Origin of the sequence: Amycolatopsis antarctica, from assembly GCF_002262875.1 — a bacterium.
Taxonomy (GTDB): domain Bacteria; phylum Actinomycetota; class Actinomycetes; order Mycobacteriales; family Pseudonocardiaceae; genus Amycolatopsis; species Amycolatopsis antarctica.
Genome location: NZ_NKYE01000017.1, coordinates 123402 through 140758, shown reverse-complemented (window position 1 = coordinate 140758; position 17357 = coordinate 123402). Strand labels below are relative to the sequence as shown.

15 protein-coding genes are annotated in these 17357 nt (G+C 71.6%); 12 read left to right on the top strand and 3 right to left on the bottom strand.

What is annotated here, in order from left to right:
• Positions 1–105: 105 nt before the first annotated feature.
• The 3 genes from CFN78_RS23390 to CFN78_RS23380 form a co-directional block, all read right to left on the bottom strand.
• A complete protein-coding gene (locus CFN78_RS23390; protein ID WP_094865064.1) occupies positions 106–579 on the bottom strand; it encodes a hypothetical protein in 474 nt (157 codons plus the stop codon).
• 154 nt (positions 580–733) lie between these two features.
• Positions 734–1933, bottom strand: coding sequence for a cation:proton antiporter (locus CFN78_RS23385; protein ID WP_094865036.1), 1200 nt, complete (start codon positions 1931–1933; stop codon positions 734–736).
• Between the two features lie 3 nt (positions 1934–1936).
• Positions 1937–2419 carry a cation:proton antiporter regulatory subunit gene (locus CFN78_RS23380; RefSeq protein WP_094865035.1) on the bottom strand — a complete coding sequence of 161 codons (483 nt, stop codon included), beginning with the start codon at positions 2417–2419 and terminating at the stop codon, positions 1937–1939.
• Between the two features lie 210 nt (positions 2420–2629).
• Between CFN78_RS23380 and mbhE the strand changes: the two genes are divergently transcribed.
• The 12 genes from mbhE (at position 2630) to CFN78_RS23320 (ending at position 17335) form a co-directional block, all read left to right on the top strand.
• Complete coding sequence (gene mbhE / locus CFN78_RS23375; RefSeq protein WP_094865034.1) at positions 2630–4981, top strand: hydrogen gas-evolving membrane-bound hydrogenase subunit E; 2352 nt, start codon at positions 2630–2632, stop codon at positions 4979–4981.
• Entirely contained in the window at positions 4978–5700 is a 723-nt protein-coding gene (locus tag CFN78_RS23370; RefSeq protein WP_420807918.1) for an MnhB domain-containing protein, read from the top strand. The genes mbhE and CFN78_RS23370 overlap by 4 nt, the downstream gene beginning before the upstream one ends.
• Positions 5697–6212, top strand: coding sequence for a Na(+)/H(+) antiporter subunit C (locus tag CFN78_RS23365; RefSeq protein ID WP_094865033.1), 516 nt, complete (start codon positions 5697–5699; stop codon positions 6210–6212). Before CFN78_RS23370 ends, CFN78_RS23365 begins: the two co-directional genes overlap by 4 nt.
• Complete coding sequence (locus CFN78_RS23360; RefSeq protein ID WP_094865032.1) at positions 6209–7741, top strand: Na+/H+ antiporter subunit D; 1533 nt, start codon at positions 6209–6211, stop codon at positions 7739–7741. Before CFN78_RS23365 ends, CFN78_RS23360 begins: the two co-directional genes overlap by 4 nt.
• 3 nt (positions 7742–7744) lie before the next feature.
• Positions 7745–8326, top strand: coding sequence for a Na+/H+ antiporter subunit E (locus tag CFN78_RS23355; RefSeq protein WP_205660625.1), 582 nt, complete (start codon positions 7745–7747; stop codon positions 8324–8326).
• On the top strand, positions 8323–8589 hold the full coding sequence (locus CFN78_RS23350) for an MrpF/PhaF family protein (RefSeq protein WP_094865030.1): 267 nt from the start codon (positions 8323–8325) through the stop codon (positions 8587–8589). Before CFN78_RS23355 ends, CFN78_RS23350 begins: the two co-directional genes overlap by 4 nt.
• Entirely contained in the window at positions 8589–8981 is a 393-nt protein-coding gene (gene mnhG, locus CFN78_RS23345) for a monovalent cation/H(+) antiporter subunit G (RefSeq protein ID WP_094865062.1), read from the top strand. The genes CFN78_RS23350 and mnhG overlap by 1 nt, the downstream gene beginning before the upstream one ends.
• Before the next feature lie 102 nt (positions 8982–9083).
• A complete protein-coding gene (gene cmk, locus CFN78_RS23340) occupies positions 9084–9797 on the top strand; it encodes a (d)CMP kinase (RefSeq protein ID WP_094865061.1) in 714 nt (237 codons plus the stop codon).
• Positions 9794–10471, top strand: coding sequence for a lysophospholipid acyltransferase family protein (locus CFN78_RS23335; protein WP_094865029.1), 678 nt, complete (start codon positions 9794–9796; stop codon positions 10469–10471). The genes cmk and CFN78_RS23335 overlap by 4 nt, the downstream gene beginning before the upstream one ends.
• The gene (der, locus tag CFN78_RS23330) at positions 10458–11873 is read left to right on the top strand and encodes a ribosome biogenesis GTPase Der (protein WP_094865028.1); all 1416 of its coding nucleotides are present in this window, start codon (positions 10458–10460) and stop codon (positions 11871–11873) included. The genes CFN78_RS23335 and der overlap by 14 nt, the downstream gene beginning before the upstream one ends.
• Positions 11874–12128: 255 nt before the next feature.
• The gene (locus CFN78_RS23325; RefSeq protein WP_094865027.1) at positions 12129–16013 is read left to right on the top strand and encodes a Pls/PosA family non-ribosomal peptide synthetase; all 3885 of its coding nucleotides are present in this window, start codon (positions 12129–12131) and stop codon (positions 16011–16013) included.
• Positions 16010–17335, top strand: a complete 1326-nt coding sequence (locus CFN78_RS23320; protein ID WP_094865060.1) for a M1 family metallopeptidase — start codon at positions 16010–16012, stop codon at positions 17333–17335. Before CFN78_RS23325 ends, CFN78_RS23320 begins: the two co-directional genes overlap by 4 nt.
• Positions 17336–17357: the final 22 nt, after the last annotated feature.

Genomic DNA, 17357 nt, shown 5'->3' with positions numbered 1-17357 from the left:
GTCGACGATGTTGCTTGTTGCGCGCTCAGACGGAGACTAGCGCCGGATCGGTTCCCCCGGACCCCAATCGCGTCACCAATGCAAAGTGGACACTCGGCAGGGGGATCACCAGCCGCGACGCATGAACCCGGAGCCACCCTCGCCGTCGCCGTCACCTTCGTAGTGGTCGTCCGGACGGGACGGATCGGTGGTGCCGGACTCGACGATGTCGTCGAGGTGCTCGCCTTCCTGGATGAGGGTGTAGGCGCGCTGCATTCCCGGCGTGCTGGTGGAGAGCGCGGCCCGGACGGCCGGGTCGTCGAGATGCCTGCCGTCGGCGATGTCGGACCAGGAGAGCTCGTCGTTGTCGATCCGCCGCTGCAGTTCCCGCAGTTCCCGGGGCGCGTCCTTGCCGCGGGCGAACTCCTGGATCTGCCGGATCTCGTCGGCCGAGAGCTTCGTCGCGGGCACGCTCTGCCGGACCTGATCCGCCTTCGCGATGCGCCGGTCGAGGTCGGCCATCGCACCGTCGAGCTTCGCCTCCGCCTCGCGGATCTGCGGCGTCTTCCAGGAGTCGGGGCTGTTCCCGGGATTGGTCATCGTGTTCACCTCGGGTGGTCGTGCGGACATGGCTCTCGGCGCGTGCTGGCGCGAGGGTAACGGCAGCACGCCGGGCCGGATGCCGAGCCCGGCGGCCACCGTTGACGCAGACGGGGCGGGGCGGCCGCGCGTTCCCGCCGGAGACGAAACGCGCTCAGCCGCCGGTGGCGGCCGCTTCCGGGGCGGGACGGTCCTTCTTGCGCTGCAGGGACTGCGCGATCGGCTCGACGACGCGGGCGGCCACCGGGCCGAGGATCGCCATCAGCAGGACGTAAGCGGTGGCCAGCGCCGCGAGTTCCCCGGTGACCGCGCCCGCGGCCACCGCGAGCCCGGCGATGACGATGGAGAACTCGCCGCGGGCCACCAGCGCGGCACCCGCGCGTGCCCGGCCCATCCGGCCCACGCCCTGTTTGCGGGCGGCCCACCATCCGGTGCCGATCTTCGTCAGGGTGGTCGACACGGCCAGCACGATCGCCCAGCCGAGCACCGGCGGGATGGAGGCCGGGTTGGTGTTGAGGCCGAACACCACGAAGAACACCGCGGCGAACAGGTCGCGCAGCGGCTCCAGCATGTGCGTGGCGTTCTCCGCCGTGGAACCGGAGATCGCGATACCGAGCAGGAAGGCGCCCACCGCGGCCGACACCTGCATCGCCGAGGCGAGTCCCGCCACCAGCAGCGCGGCGCCGAGCACCTTCAGCAGGAAGACCTCACGGTCGGGACTGTCCACGACGGCGGAGACGTACCGGCCGAACTTCAGCGCGATGACCAGCACCACGGTGATCGCCAGCAGCGAGATGCCGACGGCCTTCATTCCGCCGAGCAGGCTGACGCCACCGAGAACGGCCGTCAGGATCGGCAGATACAGCGCCATCACCAGATCCTCGAACACCAGGATCGACAGGACGACCGGTGTCTCGCGGTTACCCAGCCTGCCCAGGTCGCCGAGCACCTTGGCGATGATCCCGGACGAGGAGATGTAGGTGACCCCGGCCATCACCAGCGCACCCACCGGTCCCCAGCCGAGGATCAGGGCCACGATGGCGCCCGGTGCGGCGTTCAGCACGATGTCGAGCAGGCCCGCCATCCAGGACCGTTTCAGCCCGGTGAACAGCTCGGCCGCGGAGTACTCCAGCCCCAGCAGCAGCAAGAGCAGCACGACACCGATCTCGCTGGCGAGCGCGGTGAACTCGTCGATGTCGCCGAGCGGGATCAGCCCGCCCTGGCCGAAGCAGAGTCCGCCGAGCAGGTACAGCGGGATCGGTGACAGCCCGATACGTCCGGCGAGCCTGCCCAGGACGCCGAGAACGAAGAAGACCCCACCGAGTTCGATGAGTTCGAGTGCGGTGTGATCCACGCGTCAGCCGTGCTTGAGGATCTTGGCCGCCGCTTCCAGGCCTTCCGAGGTGCCCACCGTCACCAGCAGGTCGCCTGCGGTGAAGGTGAAGTCCGGAGTGGGAGACGGGTGTACCTGACCGGCGCGCATCACCGCGACCACCGAGACGCTGGTGCGGGAGCGCAGGGCCGTGTCGCCGAGGGTGCGGCCGTCGAACGGGGAGCCCTGCCGCAGCGGAAGCTGTTTGGTGTTGATGCCCGGCAGTTCGGCGTGCTCCTCGTTGAGCTGGGCGACGAGCTGGGGGGCACCGAGCAGGTTCGCCAGCGCCGCGGCCTCGTCGGTCGTCAGCGGCAGTGAGGCGAGACAGGCGTCCGGGTCGTCCGACTTGGACACGATCAGCTCGATCTGGCCGTCCCGCTGGGTCACCACACCGACCCGCCGGCCACTGCGGATCGCGAAGTCCTTGCGGACGCCGATGCCCGGCAGCGGCGTTACTTCAACGTTCACGCGTACCACGGTAGACGATCGCAGGCTCGTTCGTGTGAAGGTGCCGGAATCGACGGAGAAACGTCCGGATGGCGGTGCGGCATACGGACCTCCGGGGGGTACTCCGTAAGATCGTGGGCGAGGACCGGGCTTCCGCCGATCCGTCGCGTTCACGGGCGTAGTGGCTGGCACGGCCGGTTCCGTGGACGAACGAAACGGTGGTGAGGCTGGGTGCTGATCGCGATCGCGGCGCACTTCGTCGTGGCGATGCTGCTTCCGCTCGCCGCGCGCGCGCTCGGCCGGTGGGTCTTCGCGGCCGGCGCGGTCGTCCCCGCGGTGACCCTCGTCCTCGCGCTGACCCGGCTGGGCGGTGCGCTCGACGGCACTCTCCCCGCGGAGACGCTCGCCTGGGCCCCCGGAGTCGGCCTGGAACTGACCCTGCGCATGGACGCGCTGGCGATGCTGATGATCATCCTGGTGTCCGGGGTCGGCGCGCTCGTGCTGGCCTACTACGCCGCGTACGCGAAACCCGGTGACGTCACCAGTGGCCGCAACGCGGTGCTGCTGGTGGTGTTCGCGGGCTCGATGCTGGGCCTGGTGCTCGCCGACGACATCTTCTCGCTCTACATCTTCTGGGAGCTCACCACCGTCTGCTCGTTCCTGCTCGTCGGTGGTGACGGCGCCTCGAAGAAGGCCCGCCGTTCGGCCCTGCAGGCGCTGCTGGTGACCAGCCTGGGTGGGCTGGCGATGCTGCTGGGCCTGATCCTGCTCGCCACGGCCGCGGGAACCTCGCGCATCTCCGAGATCCTCGCCGCCGCGCCTTCGGGAACGGTGGTGAACGTCGCCGTCGTGCTGGTACTGATCGGCGCGTTCACGAAGTCGGCCCAGGTGCCGTTCCACCCCTGGCTGCCCGCGGCCATGGTCGCCCCCACCCCGGTCAGTGCCTACCTGCACGCGGCCGCGATGGTGAAGGCGGGCGTGTATCTGGTCGCCCGGTTCGCGCCCGGCTTCAGCGAGCTGCCCGCGTGGTGGGTGCCGCTGGTGGTACTGGGGTTGTGGACGATGGTGCTCGGCGGATTCCGTGCCCTGCGCGAGCACGATCTGAAGACACTGCTCGCCTTCGGCACGGTGAGCCAGCTCGGTTTCCTGATGGTGCTGGTCGGGACCGGTGGTTACGTGGCGGCGATCGCGGGCGCGACGATGGTGCTCGCGCACGGGTTGTTCAAGTCCTCGCTCTTCCTCACCGTCGGCCTGATCGACAAGCGCGCGGGAACCCGCGACATCCGCGAGCTCTCCGGCCTCGGCAGGCGATGGCCGTGGCTGACCGCGACGGTGACCCTCGCCGTCGCCTCCATGGCCGGCGTGCCGCCGTTGCTCGGATTCGTCGGCAAGGAGGCCGCGCTGGAGGCGTTCGCCGACGGCAGCGTGCGCGGCGTGCTGGTGCTGGCCGGCATCGTCATCGGCTCGATGCTCACCGTGGCGTACAGCCTGCGTTTCCTGCTCGGGGCCTTCGGCAGCCGTCCCGGCGCGGAGCCCACCCCGCTGACCGCCCCCGGGGCAGGCCTCGTCGCGCCGCTGGCGCTGCCTGCCCTCGCGGGCCTGGTGCTGGCGTTCGCCACCGGCCTGGTCGAGCCGCTGGCCGCCGGATACGCGCGGGCCTACCCGGACACCGGCTACCACCTCGCCCTGTGGCACGGCGTCTCGTTGCCGTTACTGCTGTCCATTGTGGTCTTCGCGGGTGGTTACCTCATCCACCGCGGCGCGGCGTTCGTGCCGAGGATCTCCGGCTGGGTACCGGAACCGATGCACGCCCAGCGCGGGTACCGCGGCGTGGTCGCCACCCTCGACGGCTTCGCGCACGGCGTCACCGCCCGGCTGCAGGCGGGCTCGCTGCCGACCTACATCGGCGTCATCCTGGTGACGATGGTGCTGGTGCCGGGCGCGGGCCTGTTCGCCGGCCTGGCCTGGCCGGGCGAGCTGCGGCTGTGGGACTCCTGGCTGCAGCTTCCGCTGGCGGTGCTGGCACTGGTCGCCGCGGCCACCGTCGTGCTGGCCCGGCGGCGGCTGACGGCGGTGCTGCTGACCGGAGTCGTCGGCTACGGGATCGGCGCCTTGTTCCTCGTCGACGGCGGATCCGACCTCGCACTGGCGCAGTTCCTGGTCGAGTCGCTGACGCTGGTGGTGTTCGTGTTCGTGCTGCGCCGGTTCCCGCCGCACTTCGTGCACGGCAAGCCGCCGGTCGCACGCAGACGGTGGGTGAAGGCCGGGGTCGCCTCGGCGGGCGGGATCTTCGTCGCCGTGATGGCCGTCGTGTTCTCCGGCAGCCGTTCCGGGCTGCCCGAGGCCAGTACCGGCTACATCGCCGGGGCCGAGGAGAACGCCGGTGCCACCAACGTCGTGAACGCGATCATCGTCGACTTCCGCGCGTTCGACACGGTCGGCGAGATCTCCGTGCTGGCCGTCGCCGCGACCGGCGCGGCGAGCCTGATCCTCGCCGCGCACCGGGCCCGCCGCAGGCCCATCCCGGAGGCGAGCGCCGACGAGGCCGAGCATCGCGACGGCGCGACGGAGGTGGACCGATGACCACCACCGGCGATCCCGCGGACGGCACCGAGACGCCCGGCACCGAGGCGCCCTGCACGGGGGAGCCCGGCACCGAGGCGCTCGGCACCGATGCGCCCTGCGTCGAGGAGCCCGCCACCGAGACGCCCTGCACGGGGGAGCCCCTGGACGCGATGCCGCTGGACCCCAAACCCGCCGATCGGGTGCCCGGCGCGCCGTCGCCGTGGACGCGCTGGGACGCGCCCCGGGAACGCTGGCTGATGGCGGAGAACAACTGCAACGGCTGGCCGCGGTCGCTGCTGCTCGAGGTGTGCGCGCGCATCCTGTTCCCGACCGTGCTGGTGGTGTCGGTGTACCTGCTCTTCGCCGGGCACAACGACGCGGGCGGCGGCTTCAGTGGCGGTCTGGTCGCCGGGCTGGCCTTCGTGCTCCGGTACGTCGCGGGCGGCAGCGTGGAACTGGCCGCGGCCGTGCGGATCCGGCCGCCGGTGGTGATCGGCGCCGGGTTGAGCATCGCGGTGATCACGGCGGTGGTACCGGTCGTGTTCGGGCTCCCGGTCCTGTCCACGGACGTCTGGACGCTGCCGCTGCTCGGCGACCTGAAACTGGCCACCAGTGTCTTCCTCGACATCGGGGTGTACCTGCTGATCGTGGGCGTCGTCCTGGATCTGCTGCGCACGCTCGGCGCGGGCATCGAGGCGCGCGAACTCGAACAGGAGGAGGAGGTGGACCTGCCGTGACCATCAACATCACCATGGCCGTGCTGCTCGCCGGCCTCTACACGGTGGGCTTCTACCTGATCATGCAGCGTTCGCTGATGCGGGTGATCATCGGCATCGTCATCCTCGGCCACGGTGCCAACCTCTTCCTCCAGGTGGCCGGTGGCCCACCGGGGGAGGAGCCGTTCGTCGGCCAGGCCGAGCCCGATTCCATGGTGGACCCGTTGCCACAGGCGATGGCACTGACCGCCATCGTCATCACCTTCGCCCTGACGACGTTCCTGCTCGCGCTCGCGTACCGCTCGTGGGTGCTGATCGGGCATGACGAGGTCCAGGACGACCTGGAGGACCGCCGCATCGCCGCCACCGAGGCCGAACCCGCCGACGCCACCGCCGACGACACCTACACCGACACCGACGACCCGGAGGACTTCGCCGACCAGGGCGTCGTGCGGACGGGCAACCCCGAGGACCCGGGGGAGAGCGGCGAACCGGGTGAGCCCGCCTGGCGTGGCAGGGGGGCGGGCCGGTGAACGTGCTCGTCGCGCTTCCCGTGCTGCTGCCGCTGCTGGCCGCGGCGCTGTCGCTGATGACCGGTCGCGCACCCGGTCTGCAACGGGTGATCGGCGTCTTCGTCCTCTCCGCGGTCTCGGTGATCGCCGGCGTGCTGCTCGTGCACGCCGACACCGGAGGACCGGTGGTGCTGCAGCTGGGCGGCTACGCGCCTCCGTTCGGCATCACGCTCATCGCCGACCGGCTCGCCGCGCTGCTGCTGCTCGTCTCGGCGGTGGTGATGCTGGCCGTGCTGGTGTTCTCGATCGGCCAGCGGATCACCGACTACGGTCGCGGAACCGCCTCCACCGCCTTCCACCCGATGTACCTGGTGCTCTGCGCGGGGGTCTCGCTGGCCTACGTCACCGGCGACCTGTTCAACCTGTTCGTCGCGTTCGAGATCATGCTGTCCGCCTCGTACGTGCTGATCACCCGCCGCACCACGGCCCCCCGGGTGCGCAGCGGCATGACCTACGTGATCGTCAGCCTCACGTCCTCGCTGCTGTTCATCACGATGATCGCGCTGGTCTACACGGCCACCGGCACGGTGAACCTGGCGGATCTGTCGCAGAAGGTCGGCCAGCTCTCGCCGGGAGTGCAGACCAGTCTGGGACTGCTGGTGGTCGTGGTGTTCGGGATCAAGGCCGCGCTCGTGCCACTGCACTTCTGGTTGCCCGACAGCTATCCGACCGCCCCGGCACCGATCACCGCCGTGTTCGCGGGGCTGCTGACCAAGGTCGGCGTCTACGCTCTCATCCGCACCCAGACGCTGATCTTCAGCAACGACGTGATCTGGAAGGTACTGCTCGTCGTGGCGGTGCTGACGATGATCATCGGCGCGCTCGGGGCCATCGCCCAGAACGACCTCAACCGGATGTTGTCGTTCCTGCTCGTCAGCCACATCGGCTACATGATCTTCGGCCTCGGGCTGTTCACCGTCATCGGACTGACCGGCGTGATCTTCTACGTGGTCCACCACATCACCGTGCAGGCCGGTCTGTTCCTGGTCAGTGGTCTGGTCACCCGGCACACCGGGACGGTGTCGCTGCGCGCGATGTCGGGGGTGGCGAAGGCCTATCCACTGATCGCCGTGCTGTTCGCGCTCCCCGCACTGAGTTTGGCCGGTATTCCGCCGTTCTCCGGGTTTGTCGCGAAGATCGCCCTGCTGCAGGCCGGGGCCGGGGTGGCGACCCCGCTGGCGTACGTGGTCACGGCGGGTGCCGTGGTGACCAGTCTGCTGACGCTCTACGCCGTCGCCCGGATCTGGGTACAGGCGTTCTGGGGCAAGGAACAGGCGCCGTATCCCGACCCGGACCCGACCGACGAGGTCACCGTCGGCACCGGCTCCACCTCGCGCGGCATGCTGCTCGCCACTGGTGGCCTGGTGGTGGCCGGGGTGGCGATCGCCGTGCTCGCGGGACCACTCTCGGCGATGAGCGAGCGCGCGGCCAACGACCTGATCGACGGCGAGCCGTACCGGGTGGCCGTACTCGGTGTGGGGGGTGAGTGAGAGGTGCGAGTGCTCGCACGGCGCTATCCGCCGTCGCTGTTCGTCTGGCTGGTCGTGGTCTGGTTCCTGTTGTGGGGTTCGGTGGACGTGTCCACGGCGGTGTTCGGCGTGCTGGTGGCCGCCGCCGTACTGGTGCTGTTCCCGTTGCCGCCGATCACTTCCCGCTTCCACGTGCGACCGTTGCGGCTGCTCAGGCTCGCCGCTTTCCTGGTCACCGACATCGTCATGTCGGCCGTACAGGTCGCGTGGCAGGCCATGCGGTACGGCAAGGACACCAGGTCCGGGGTGATCGCCGTGCCCGTGTTGTCCGATGTGGACCACGTGATCGCGCTCGCGGCGAACGTTCTGTCGCTGGGCCCCGGTGCGTCCGTGATCCAGATCGACCGGGAGCACCGGATCTTCTACGTCTACGTGCTGGGTGTGCGCGACGACGAGCAGGTGCGGCGGGTGTACAACGCCGTGCTGGTCATTCAGGTCCTCGTGGTGCGCGCGTTCGGCAGCGCCGAGGAGGCGGCCGCGGTGTCCGGCCTCGCCGATTCCGCGGCCAGGGACGAACCCGCGGAGAAGGGAGTGGACGGACCGTGACGATCGTCTTCGTGATCACGTTCACGCTGCTGGTGCTGGCGGGTCTGCTGACGCTGGTACGCCTCGTTCTCGGCCCGCGCACCCTCGACCGGATCCTCGCGATCGACGTGCTGGTGGTGCTCATCATCGCCGGGACCGCCGTCGGGATGGCGGTGTCGGGCAAGGGGACCAACATCTCCCTGCTCGTGTCGGTGGCCCTGCTGGGCTTCGTCGGCACGATCAGCGCCGTCCGGCTGACCGAGGGCAGGGAGGAGCACCGGTGATCGTCCGCGACATCGTCTGCGCGGTGCTGCTGCTGTCCGGCGCGCTGTGCTGCCTGGTCGGCGCGTTCGGCATGCTGCGCTTCCCCGACGTGCCGAGCAGGCTCCAGGCCGCCACCAAACCGCAGACGCTGGGTCTGCTGCTGGTGCTGGCGGGCTCCGCGGTACGGCTGGAACCCCGATTCGCGGTCGGCCTGGTCCTGGTGGCCCTGTTCCAGGTGATCACCGCTCCGGTGCTGTCCCAGCTCTTCGGCCGGGCCGCCTACCGGACCGGTGCGATGGAGCGTTCCGGCGTGGTCACCGACGACCTGGCGCGCCGCCTGCGGGCGGAGCGGCAGGGACCGGCCGACCGGCGGGAACCGGAGCCCAGGCAGAATGACACGCCGCAGCGGTAGCGGCCGGATGCGGGCACGACCGTGCCCGCCAGTGATCCGCGGGGCAGGCGCGCCCCGCGGCGAGCAGCGAGGAGAAACCCGGTGGCGGGAGCCCTGACCGGCGTGGTCGCACTGGACGGACCGTCCGGAACCGGCAAGACCACGGTCGCCCGCAAGCTGGCCGCCCGGCTCGACGCCGGGTATCTCGACACCGGGGCCATGTACCGCCTCGTCGCGCTCGCCGTGCTCCGTTCGGGAACCGATCCGGCCGACGCGGCCGCGGTGGCCGGGGTCGCCCGTGCCGCCCGGCTGGACGTCGGCACCAGCCCGGGACGTCCGCACGCCCGCCTCGACGGGGAGGACGTGGGCGCCGAGATCCGCGGCGCGGCCGTGACCACCGCCGTGTCACCGGTGTCGGCGGTGCCCGAGGTGCGCGAGCTGCTGGTCGCCGAACAGCGCCGGATCATCGCCGAGGTGCTCGCCGGGACCGCGGGGATCGTGGTGGAGGGCCGCGACATCGGCACCGTCGTCGCCCCGGACGCCGCGCTGAAGGTGTTCCTCACCGCCTCCGCCGAGGTGCGCGCCTCACGCCGTGGCGCGCAGGACACCGCCGCCGGGCGCGGTACGGGCGCCGAGGCAGCGAGGGCCGCGGTGGACCGCCGCGATCACCTGGACTCCACCCGCGCCGCCTCGCCGATGCGCGCCGCCGAGGACGCCGTCGTGGTGGACACTTCGGATCTGTCCATCGACCAGGTGATCGTGGCGCTCGGGGAACTGGCGGGCAGGCGCGGCCTGCTGGCCCCGCCGGACGAACTCGCCGCGGAGCACGGCCGGTGACGACCGCACTGCCCGCGGGCTCCAGCCCGCGACTGCACGACGCGGGCAGGCTCTTCGCGCGGTACTACCTGCGCGGTGGGTTCCGGATCAGCGTCGACGGCGTGAACCGTGTTCCGCGTACCGGTCCGGTCGTGCTGATCGCCAACCACAGCTCACTGGCGGAGCCGCAGCTCATCTTCGGAATGTTGCCGCGCCGGTCGGTGTTCCTGGTCAAGGACGAACTCTTCCGCGGGGCGGCGGGAGGGTTCCTGCGCCGGATCGGCCAGATTCCGGTCCGGCGCGGCGAACCCGACCGGGCGCCGCTGCTGACCGCCGTGCGGGTACTGCGCGACGGTGGACTGGTGGGCGTCTTCCCCGAAGGAACCCGTGGCGCGGGCGACGTGGCGACCGCGGAGCGGGGGGCGGCGTGGCTGGTCCGCGCCTCGGGTGCGACCGTGCTCCCGGTGGCCACCCGTGGCACGCTGCGCCCGCCCGGCGGCTCGCGCCGGTTCCGGCCGGAGGTCGACGTGCTGGTGGGGGAGCCGTTCACGGTCGAGGTCGGCCGCGGCAGGACAGGCCTGGAAGAGGCGACCGAGCGGTTGCGCGGCGAGCTCGCCGCGCTGGTGCGCACGCTGGACAAACGGCGCGAGGAAGCCTTGCGCCGCAAGGGAAAGAGAAGCAATGACCGAGTCTGATGGCACGTGGTCCGACGAGGCCGAGTTCACCATGCTGGACACCCGTGTCGACGACGGTGAGGCCGCAGGTGAGGCGGAGTTGGCGCAGCCGGTGCTCGCCGTCGTCGGCAGGCCGAACGTGGGCAAGTCGACCCTGGTGAACCGCATCCTGGGCCGCCGCGAGGCCGTCGTGCAGGACACGCCGGGCGTGACCCGCGACCGGATCGCCTACGACGCGCTGTGGGCGGGCAGGCGGTTCACCGTCGTCGACACCGGCGGCTGGGAGCCGGACGCGACCGGCCTGCAGGGCTCCGTCGCCGCGCAGGCGGAGATCGCGATGAACACGGCCGACGCGGTACTCGTCGTCGTGGACGCCACGGTCGGCGCCACCACGACCGACGAGGCGGTGGCGCGGGTGCTGCGCCGCTCGAAGCGCCCGGTGCTGCTGGCCGCGAACAAGGTCGACGACGAGCGGCTGATCGCCGACGCGGCTTCCCTGTGGTCGCTGGGGATCGGCGAGCCGTACCCGGTGAGCGCGTTGCACGGGCGCAGCTCCGGCGATCTGCTCGACGTGATCGTGGCCGCCCTGCCCGAGGCGCCGCGTGACGGCGAGCGGGCGGCCGGGCCGCGCCGGGTGGCGCTGGTCGGCAAGCCGAACGTGGGCAAGTCCAGCCTGCTCAACAAGATCTCCGGCGAACAGCGGGCGGTCGTCGACTCCGTCGCGGGCACCACCGTCGACCCGGTCGACTCGCTCGTCGAACTGGACGACCAGACGTGGCGCTTCGTGGACACCGCCGGGCTGCGCAAGCGGGTGCAGACCGCCAGCGGCACCGAGTACTACGCCTCGCTGCGCACCAAGACCGCGATCGACGCCTCGGAGGTCTCCGTCGTCCTGCTGGACGCCAGTGAGCCACTGTCCGAACAGGACCTGCGGGTGCTGACGATGGTCGTCGACGCCGGCCGCGCCTGCGTGCTGGCCTTCAACAAGTGGGACCTCGTCGACGAGGAACGCCGTTACCAGCTCGAGCGGGAGCTGGACCGGGGCCTGGTGCGCGTGCCCTGGGCCGAGCGGGTCAACATCTCGGCGCTCACCGGCCGGTCGGTGCGCAAGCTCGCTCCCGCGCTGCGCACCGCGCTCACCTCCTGGGACCAGCGGGTGCCGACCGGGCAGCTCAACGGCTGGCTCTCCGAGCTGATCGCCGCCACGCCGCCGCCGGTGCGCGGCGGTAAGCAGCCGAAGGTCCTGTTCGCCACGCAGGCGGGCATCCGCCCGCCCACGCTGGTGCTGTTCACCACCGGTTTCCTGGAGGCCGGTTACCGTCGGTTCATCGAGCGCAAGTTCCGCGAGCGCTTCGGTTTCGCGGGCAGCCCGGTGCGGATCAACGTGCGCGTACGGGAGAAGAAACCCAGGAAGTCCAGGTGACGCGGCTCACTCGGGGGTAACGGCGGACCGTCGCCTGCCGACATCCGCCGGTGGGCCCTCGGCGTACCCGGCGATCACGCGGAGTATTCTGACGAGTCCGCGAACGGGCGCCTCATCCGCGAGAGCCGGCCCGACGACTCCTCAGTGAGGGTGAGTGATGGGCCGGATGCGTTCCCGCCGTCCGATGTCATGTGCCGGAACGGCCGTTGCCGCGAAACCCCTTCCGGCGGGCGGGTCCGTGCGGGTGGCGGTTCGATGACGGTCCTGCACGAGCGCCCTGACTTCGCCGCCGCGGACACCGGGCCCGCCGTCTACGGCACCGAGCCGCCCGCGGTGACCCGCACACTGCTGGACATCCTCGCCGACACCGCCGCGCGTCACCCCGGCGCGGCCGCGCTGGACGACGGGCGCACCGTCCTGACCTACCGCGGGCTGGCCGAGGAGATCGACACCGTCCGGCAGCGCCTCGACGCCGCGGGGGTCGGCCTCGGCGACCGGGTGGGCGTGCGCATCTCCTCGGGCACGGCGGAGTTGTACGTCGCGATCCTGTCGGTGCTGGCCGCGGGCGCGGCCTACGTGCCCGTCGACGCCGACGATCCGGAGGAGCGCGCCGAGCTGGTCTTCGGCGAGGCGGGCGTGTGCGCGGTGCTGGGCGACGGGGGAGTGCTGACCCCGCGCGCCGAACCGGGACGGCGCACCGGCCTGCCCGGCCCCGGCGACGACGCCTGGGTCATCTTCACCTCCGGCTCGACGGGCAGGCCGAAGGGCGTGGCCGTCTCGCACGGCTCGGCCGCCGCCTTCGTCGACGCCGAGGCCGCGCTGTTCCTCACCGAGGAGCCGGTCGGGCCTGGCGATCGGGTGCTGGCCGGGCTGTCCGTCGCCTTCGACGCCTCCTGCGAGGAGATGTGGCTGGCCTGGCGGTACGGCGCCTGCCTGGTGCCCGCGCCGCGCTCCCTCGTGCGTACCGGCGTCGACCTGGGGCCGTGGCTGCTCGCGCAGCGCATCACCGTGGTCTCCACGGTGCCGACGCTCGCCGCGCTGTGGCCGGTCGAAGCGCTGGAGGACGTCCGCCTGCTCATCTTCGGCGGTGAGGCCTGCCCCGCAGACCTGGCGGAACGGGTCGCGGTGGAGGGCCGCGAGGTGTGGAACACCTATGGTCCCACCGAGGCGACCGTTGTCGCCTGCGCCGCCCAGCTCACCGGCGAGGGCCCGGTGCGGATCGGGCTGCCGCTCGCCGGCTGGCAGCTCGCCGTCGTCGACGGGCGTGGCGAGCCGGTCGGGATGGGACAGGCGGGGGAACTCGTCATCGGCGGTGCGGGCCTGGCCAGGTACCTGGACGCCGCGAGGGACGCCGAGAAGTTCGCGCCGCTGCCCTCGCTGGGCTGGGAGCGCGCGTACCGCAGTGGTGATGTCGTCCGCGCCGAACCGGAAGGCCTGCTGTTCATGGGCCGCGCCGACGAGCAGGTCAAGCTCGGCGGCAGGCGGATCGAACTCGGCGAGGTGGACGCGGCACTGCAGGCGCTGCCCGGGGTGGCGGCGGGGGCGGCAGCCGTGCGGCGGACGACGGCCGGCAACCAGGTGCTCGTCGGGTACGTGGTGCCGGCGGCCGCCTTCGACCACGAGGGCGCGTCCGCCCGGCTGCGTGAGCACCTCCCCGCCGCGCTGGTGCCCTTGCTGGCCGCCGTCGAGGACCTGCCCACCCGGACCTCCGGCAAGGTCGACCGGGACGCCCTGCCCTGGCCGCTGTCCACAGTGGACGCATCGACGGGCGGTCTGTCGCCGACGGAGGCCTGGCTCGCCGAAGGCTGGGCCGAGATCCTGGGTGTGTCCGTCTCCGGGCCGAAGGCCGACTTCTTCAGCCACGGCGGAGGCAGCCTCACCGCTGCGCAACTCATCGCCCGGATCCGCACCCGGCATCCACGGGTCTCGGTCAGCGACATCTATCAGCACCCCCGGCTCGGCGACCTGGCCGCCGTACTCGACACCCTCGACGGCACCCGGACGGTCCGCGGTGACGTGCTGCCGACCCGCCGCCGCACCGGTACCGCGCAGCTCCTGCTGCTGATCCCCTTGCTCTCGCTGGTCGGACTGCGCTGGACCACGGTGCTCGCCGGTCTGTCCAACCTGCTGGCCCAGCTCGGCGGGCATGCCTGGGCGCCGACCGTGTCCTGGTGGTGGATCGGTGCCGCCTGGCTGCTGCTGTTCAGCCCGGCGGGCCGGATCGCGATCTCGGCGGGCGGTGCCCGGCTGCTGCTGCGGGGCGTTCGTCCCGGCAGCTACCCGCGGGGCGGCCGGGTGCACGTGCGGCTCTGGGCGGCCGAGCAACTCGCGGACGTCAGCGGAGCCAACGGCATCGCCGGTGCCTCCTGGATGACGCACTACGCGAGGGCGCTGGGCGCCAAGGTCGGCAAGGACGTCGACCTGCACTCGCCACCACCGGTGACCGGAATGCTCAAGCTCGGCCGTGGCTGCGCCGTGGAGCCGGAGGCGGATCTCGCCGGAACCTGGGTGGACGGCGACGTCGTGCACATCGGCAAGATCCGTATCGGGGCAGGGGCGCGCGTCGGCTCCCGCAGCACGCTCTTCCCCGGCACCCGGATCGGCAAGGGTGCCGAGATCGCCGCCGGGGCCACGGTCGCCGGTAACGTGCCCGCTGGTGCCCGGTGGGCGGGATCGCCCGCCTCGGCCGCCACCGGCGAGGTGTCGAGCTGGCCGCAGGGCCGCCCGCCCCGCACCCGCCGCTGGGCGTGGACCTACGGCGTCACCTCGGTCCTGCTCGGGTTGCTGCCCGCGATCGCCGCGGTGCCCGGTGTGCTGGTACTCGGCGCCGCCCTCGGTTCCTCGCCCTCCCTGGGCGCCGCGCTCGGGGACGCGCTGCTCGCCGTACCAGTGGCCACCGTCGCCTACCTGCTCGGCTACGCGTTGCTGGTGCTGGCCGGGGTGCGCGCACTGAGCGTCGGCATGCATCAGGGGTACCACCCGGTGCACGGCCGGATCGCCTGGCAGGTGTGGGCCACCGAGCGGCTGATGGGCATGGCCAGGGTGGGACTTTTTCCCTTGTACGCCAGCCTGTTCACCCCGGTGTGGCTGCGGCTGCTGGGAGCGAGGGTGGGCCGTGACGTGGAGGCGTCCACGGTGCTGGCCGTGCCGTGCATGACGAAGGTGGACAACGGCGCCTTCCTCGCCGACGACACCATGGTCGCGACCTACGAGCTGGGCCACGGATGGCTGCACGTCGCCCCGGCCCGGATCGGCAAGCAGGCCTTCCTCGGCAACTCCGGGATGACCGCGCCGGGACGTTCGGTACCGAAGCGAGGCCTGGTCGGCGTGCTCTCGTCCACGCCGAGCAAGGCGAAGAAGGGCTCCTCGTACCTGGGGATGCCGCCGATGCCGCTGCGCCGTGCGATCAGCTCGGCGGACGCGGGCCGGACGTTCGCCCCGCCGACGCGGCTGCGGCTGGCCCGCGCGGCCGTCGAGCTGTGCCGGGTGCTGCCGGTCATGTGCAGCGTCGCGCTGCTGGTCCTGGCGCTGGGCGCCGTGCTGGCCGTGCACGCCGCCCTGGGCGTGGTGGTGGCCGCGCTGCTCGCCGGTTGCGTGCTGCTGCTCGCCGGCATCCTCGCGGCGGCGGCGGCGACGCTGGCGAAATGGCTGCTGGTCGGCAGATTCCGCCGGGTCGACCATCCACTGTGGAGCTCGTTCGTCTGGCGCAACGAACTCGCCGACACCTTCGTCGAGACGCTGGCGGTGCCGTGGCTGATCGGCTCCGTCGCCGGTACCCCGCTGCTGCCGTTGTGGCTGCGGACGATGGGCGCCCGGATCGGGCGTGGTGTGTGGCTGGAGACGTACTGGCTGCCCGAGTCCGATCTGGTCCGGCTCGGCGACGGCGCCACCATCAATCGCGGCTGTGTGGTGCAGACGCACCTGTTCCATGATCGAATCATGACGATGGACACGGTCACCCTGGACGAGGGCGCCACGCTCGGGCCGCACGGCATCGTGCTGCCGGGGGCGAGCATCGGCGCGCGCACCACGGTCGGCCCCGGTTCGCTGGTGACCAGGGGCGACGCCGTGCCTGCCGACTCCCGGTGGCTCGGCAACCCGATCGCGACCTGGCCTGCCACCGGTGGGCGCCGCGGGTGACACCCAAGCCCAGCCCCGCCTCGCCGGGCGCGGACACCTCCGGCGACTCGTACCTGCCCGCGCACGGCAACGGCGGCTACTCGGTCCGGCACTACGATCTGGAACTCGACTACCGGCTGGTGTCGAACCGGCTGTCCGGGCGGGCCCGGATCCACTGCGTCGCCACCCAGCCGCTGTCCGGTCTGACGCTGGATCTCGCCGGGCTCCGCGTCGGCCGGGTGTTCGTCAACGGGGTGCCCGCCCGCTTCTCCCGTGCGCTGCACAAGCTCCGGATCCGCCCCGCGCGCTCGCTGCCGGACGGAGCGGAGTTCCTCGTCGAGGTGCGCTATACCGGCAACCCGGCCCCGCTGGGCGGCGAGTGGGGTGACATCGGCTGGGACGAGCTCACCGACGGTGCTCTGGTCGCCAGTCAGCCGGTGGGCGCGCCGTCCTGGTTCCCGTGCAACGACCACCCCGCGGACAAGGCGACCTACCGGGTCTCCATCACCACGTCCTCGCCCTACACGGTGCTGGTGACCGGCGATCCGGTGTCCCGCAGCCGATCCGCGAGCACCACGACCTGGGTGTACGAACGGCGGGAACCGACTTCCACGTATCTGATGAGTGTCCAGATCGGACGGTACGAGGACCTGGAGCTCGGATCCGGCGGCGTTCCGCAGCGTGCCGCGGTACCGCCGCGGCTGCGCGCTCTCGCGGCCCTGGATCTCGGGCGGCATCCGCAGATCATGGACACCCTCCAGGGTTTCTTCGGTCCGTACCCGTTCGCCGAGTACGTCCTCGTGGTCACCGACGACGAACTCGACGATCCGATCGAGGCGCAGGGCATGTCGATCTTCGGCGCCAACCATCTGGACGGCAGGCGCACCCACGAACGGCTCGTCGTGCACGAGCTCGCCCACCAGTGGTTCGGCAACAGCGTCTCGGTCGCCGACTGGCGGCACATCTGGCTCAACGAGGGGTTCGCCACGTACGCCGAATGGCTGTGGTCGGAAGCGTCCGGCGGGCCGTCGGCGGAGGCTCACGCCGCCCAGTGGCATGCCGTCCTCGCGAGCCGCCCGGCGGACCTGCGGCTCGCGGATCCCGGGATGCCGCGGATGTTCGACGAGCGTGTCTACAAGCGGGGCGGGGTGTTGCTGCACGCGCTTCGCCGCGAGCTCGGTGACTTCACCTTCTTCTCGCTCCTGCAGACCTGGGCGGACCGGTACCGGCACGGCGTCGTCCGCACCGGTGACTTCACCGCACTCGCGTCCGTCCACTCAGGACGGTCGCTGGATACCTTTTTCCATTCCTGGCTGGAAGATTTCGCGTTGCCGTCGTTCTGACCTCTTTCCGCCGGATGCTTCG

Excerpts from the sequence above, each read along its gene's own strand:
- der (WP_094865028.1), top strand. The coding sequence starts at position 10,458 with ATGACCGAGTCTGATGGCACGTGGTCCGACGAGGCCGAGTTCACCATG.
- CFN78_RS23390 (WP_094865064.1), bottom strand. The coding sequence starts at position 579 with ATGACCAATCCCGGGAACAGCCCCGACTCCTGGAAGACGCCGCAGATC.
- CFN78_RS23325 (WP_094865027.1), top strand. The coding sequence starts at position 12,129 with ATGACGGTCCTGCACGAGCGCCCTGACTTCGCCGCCGCGGACACCGGG.
- CFN78_RS23370 (WP_420807918.1), top strand. The coding sequence starts at position 4,978 with ATGACCACCACCGGCGATCCCGCGGACGGCACCGAGACGCCCGGCACC.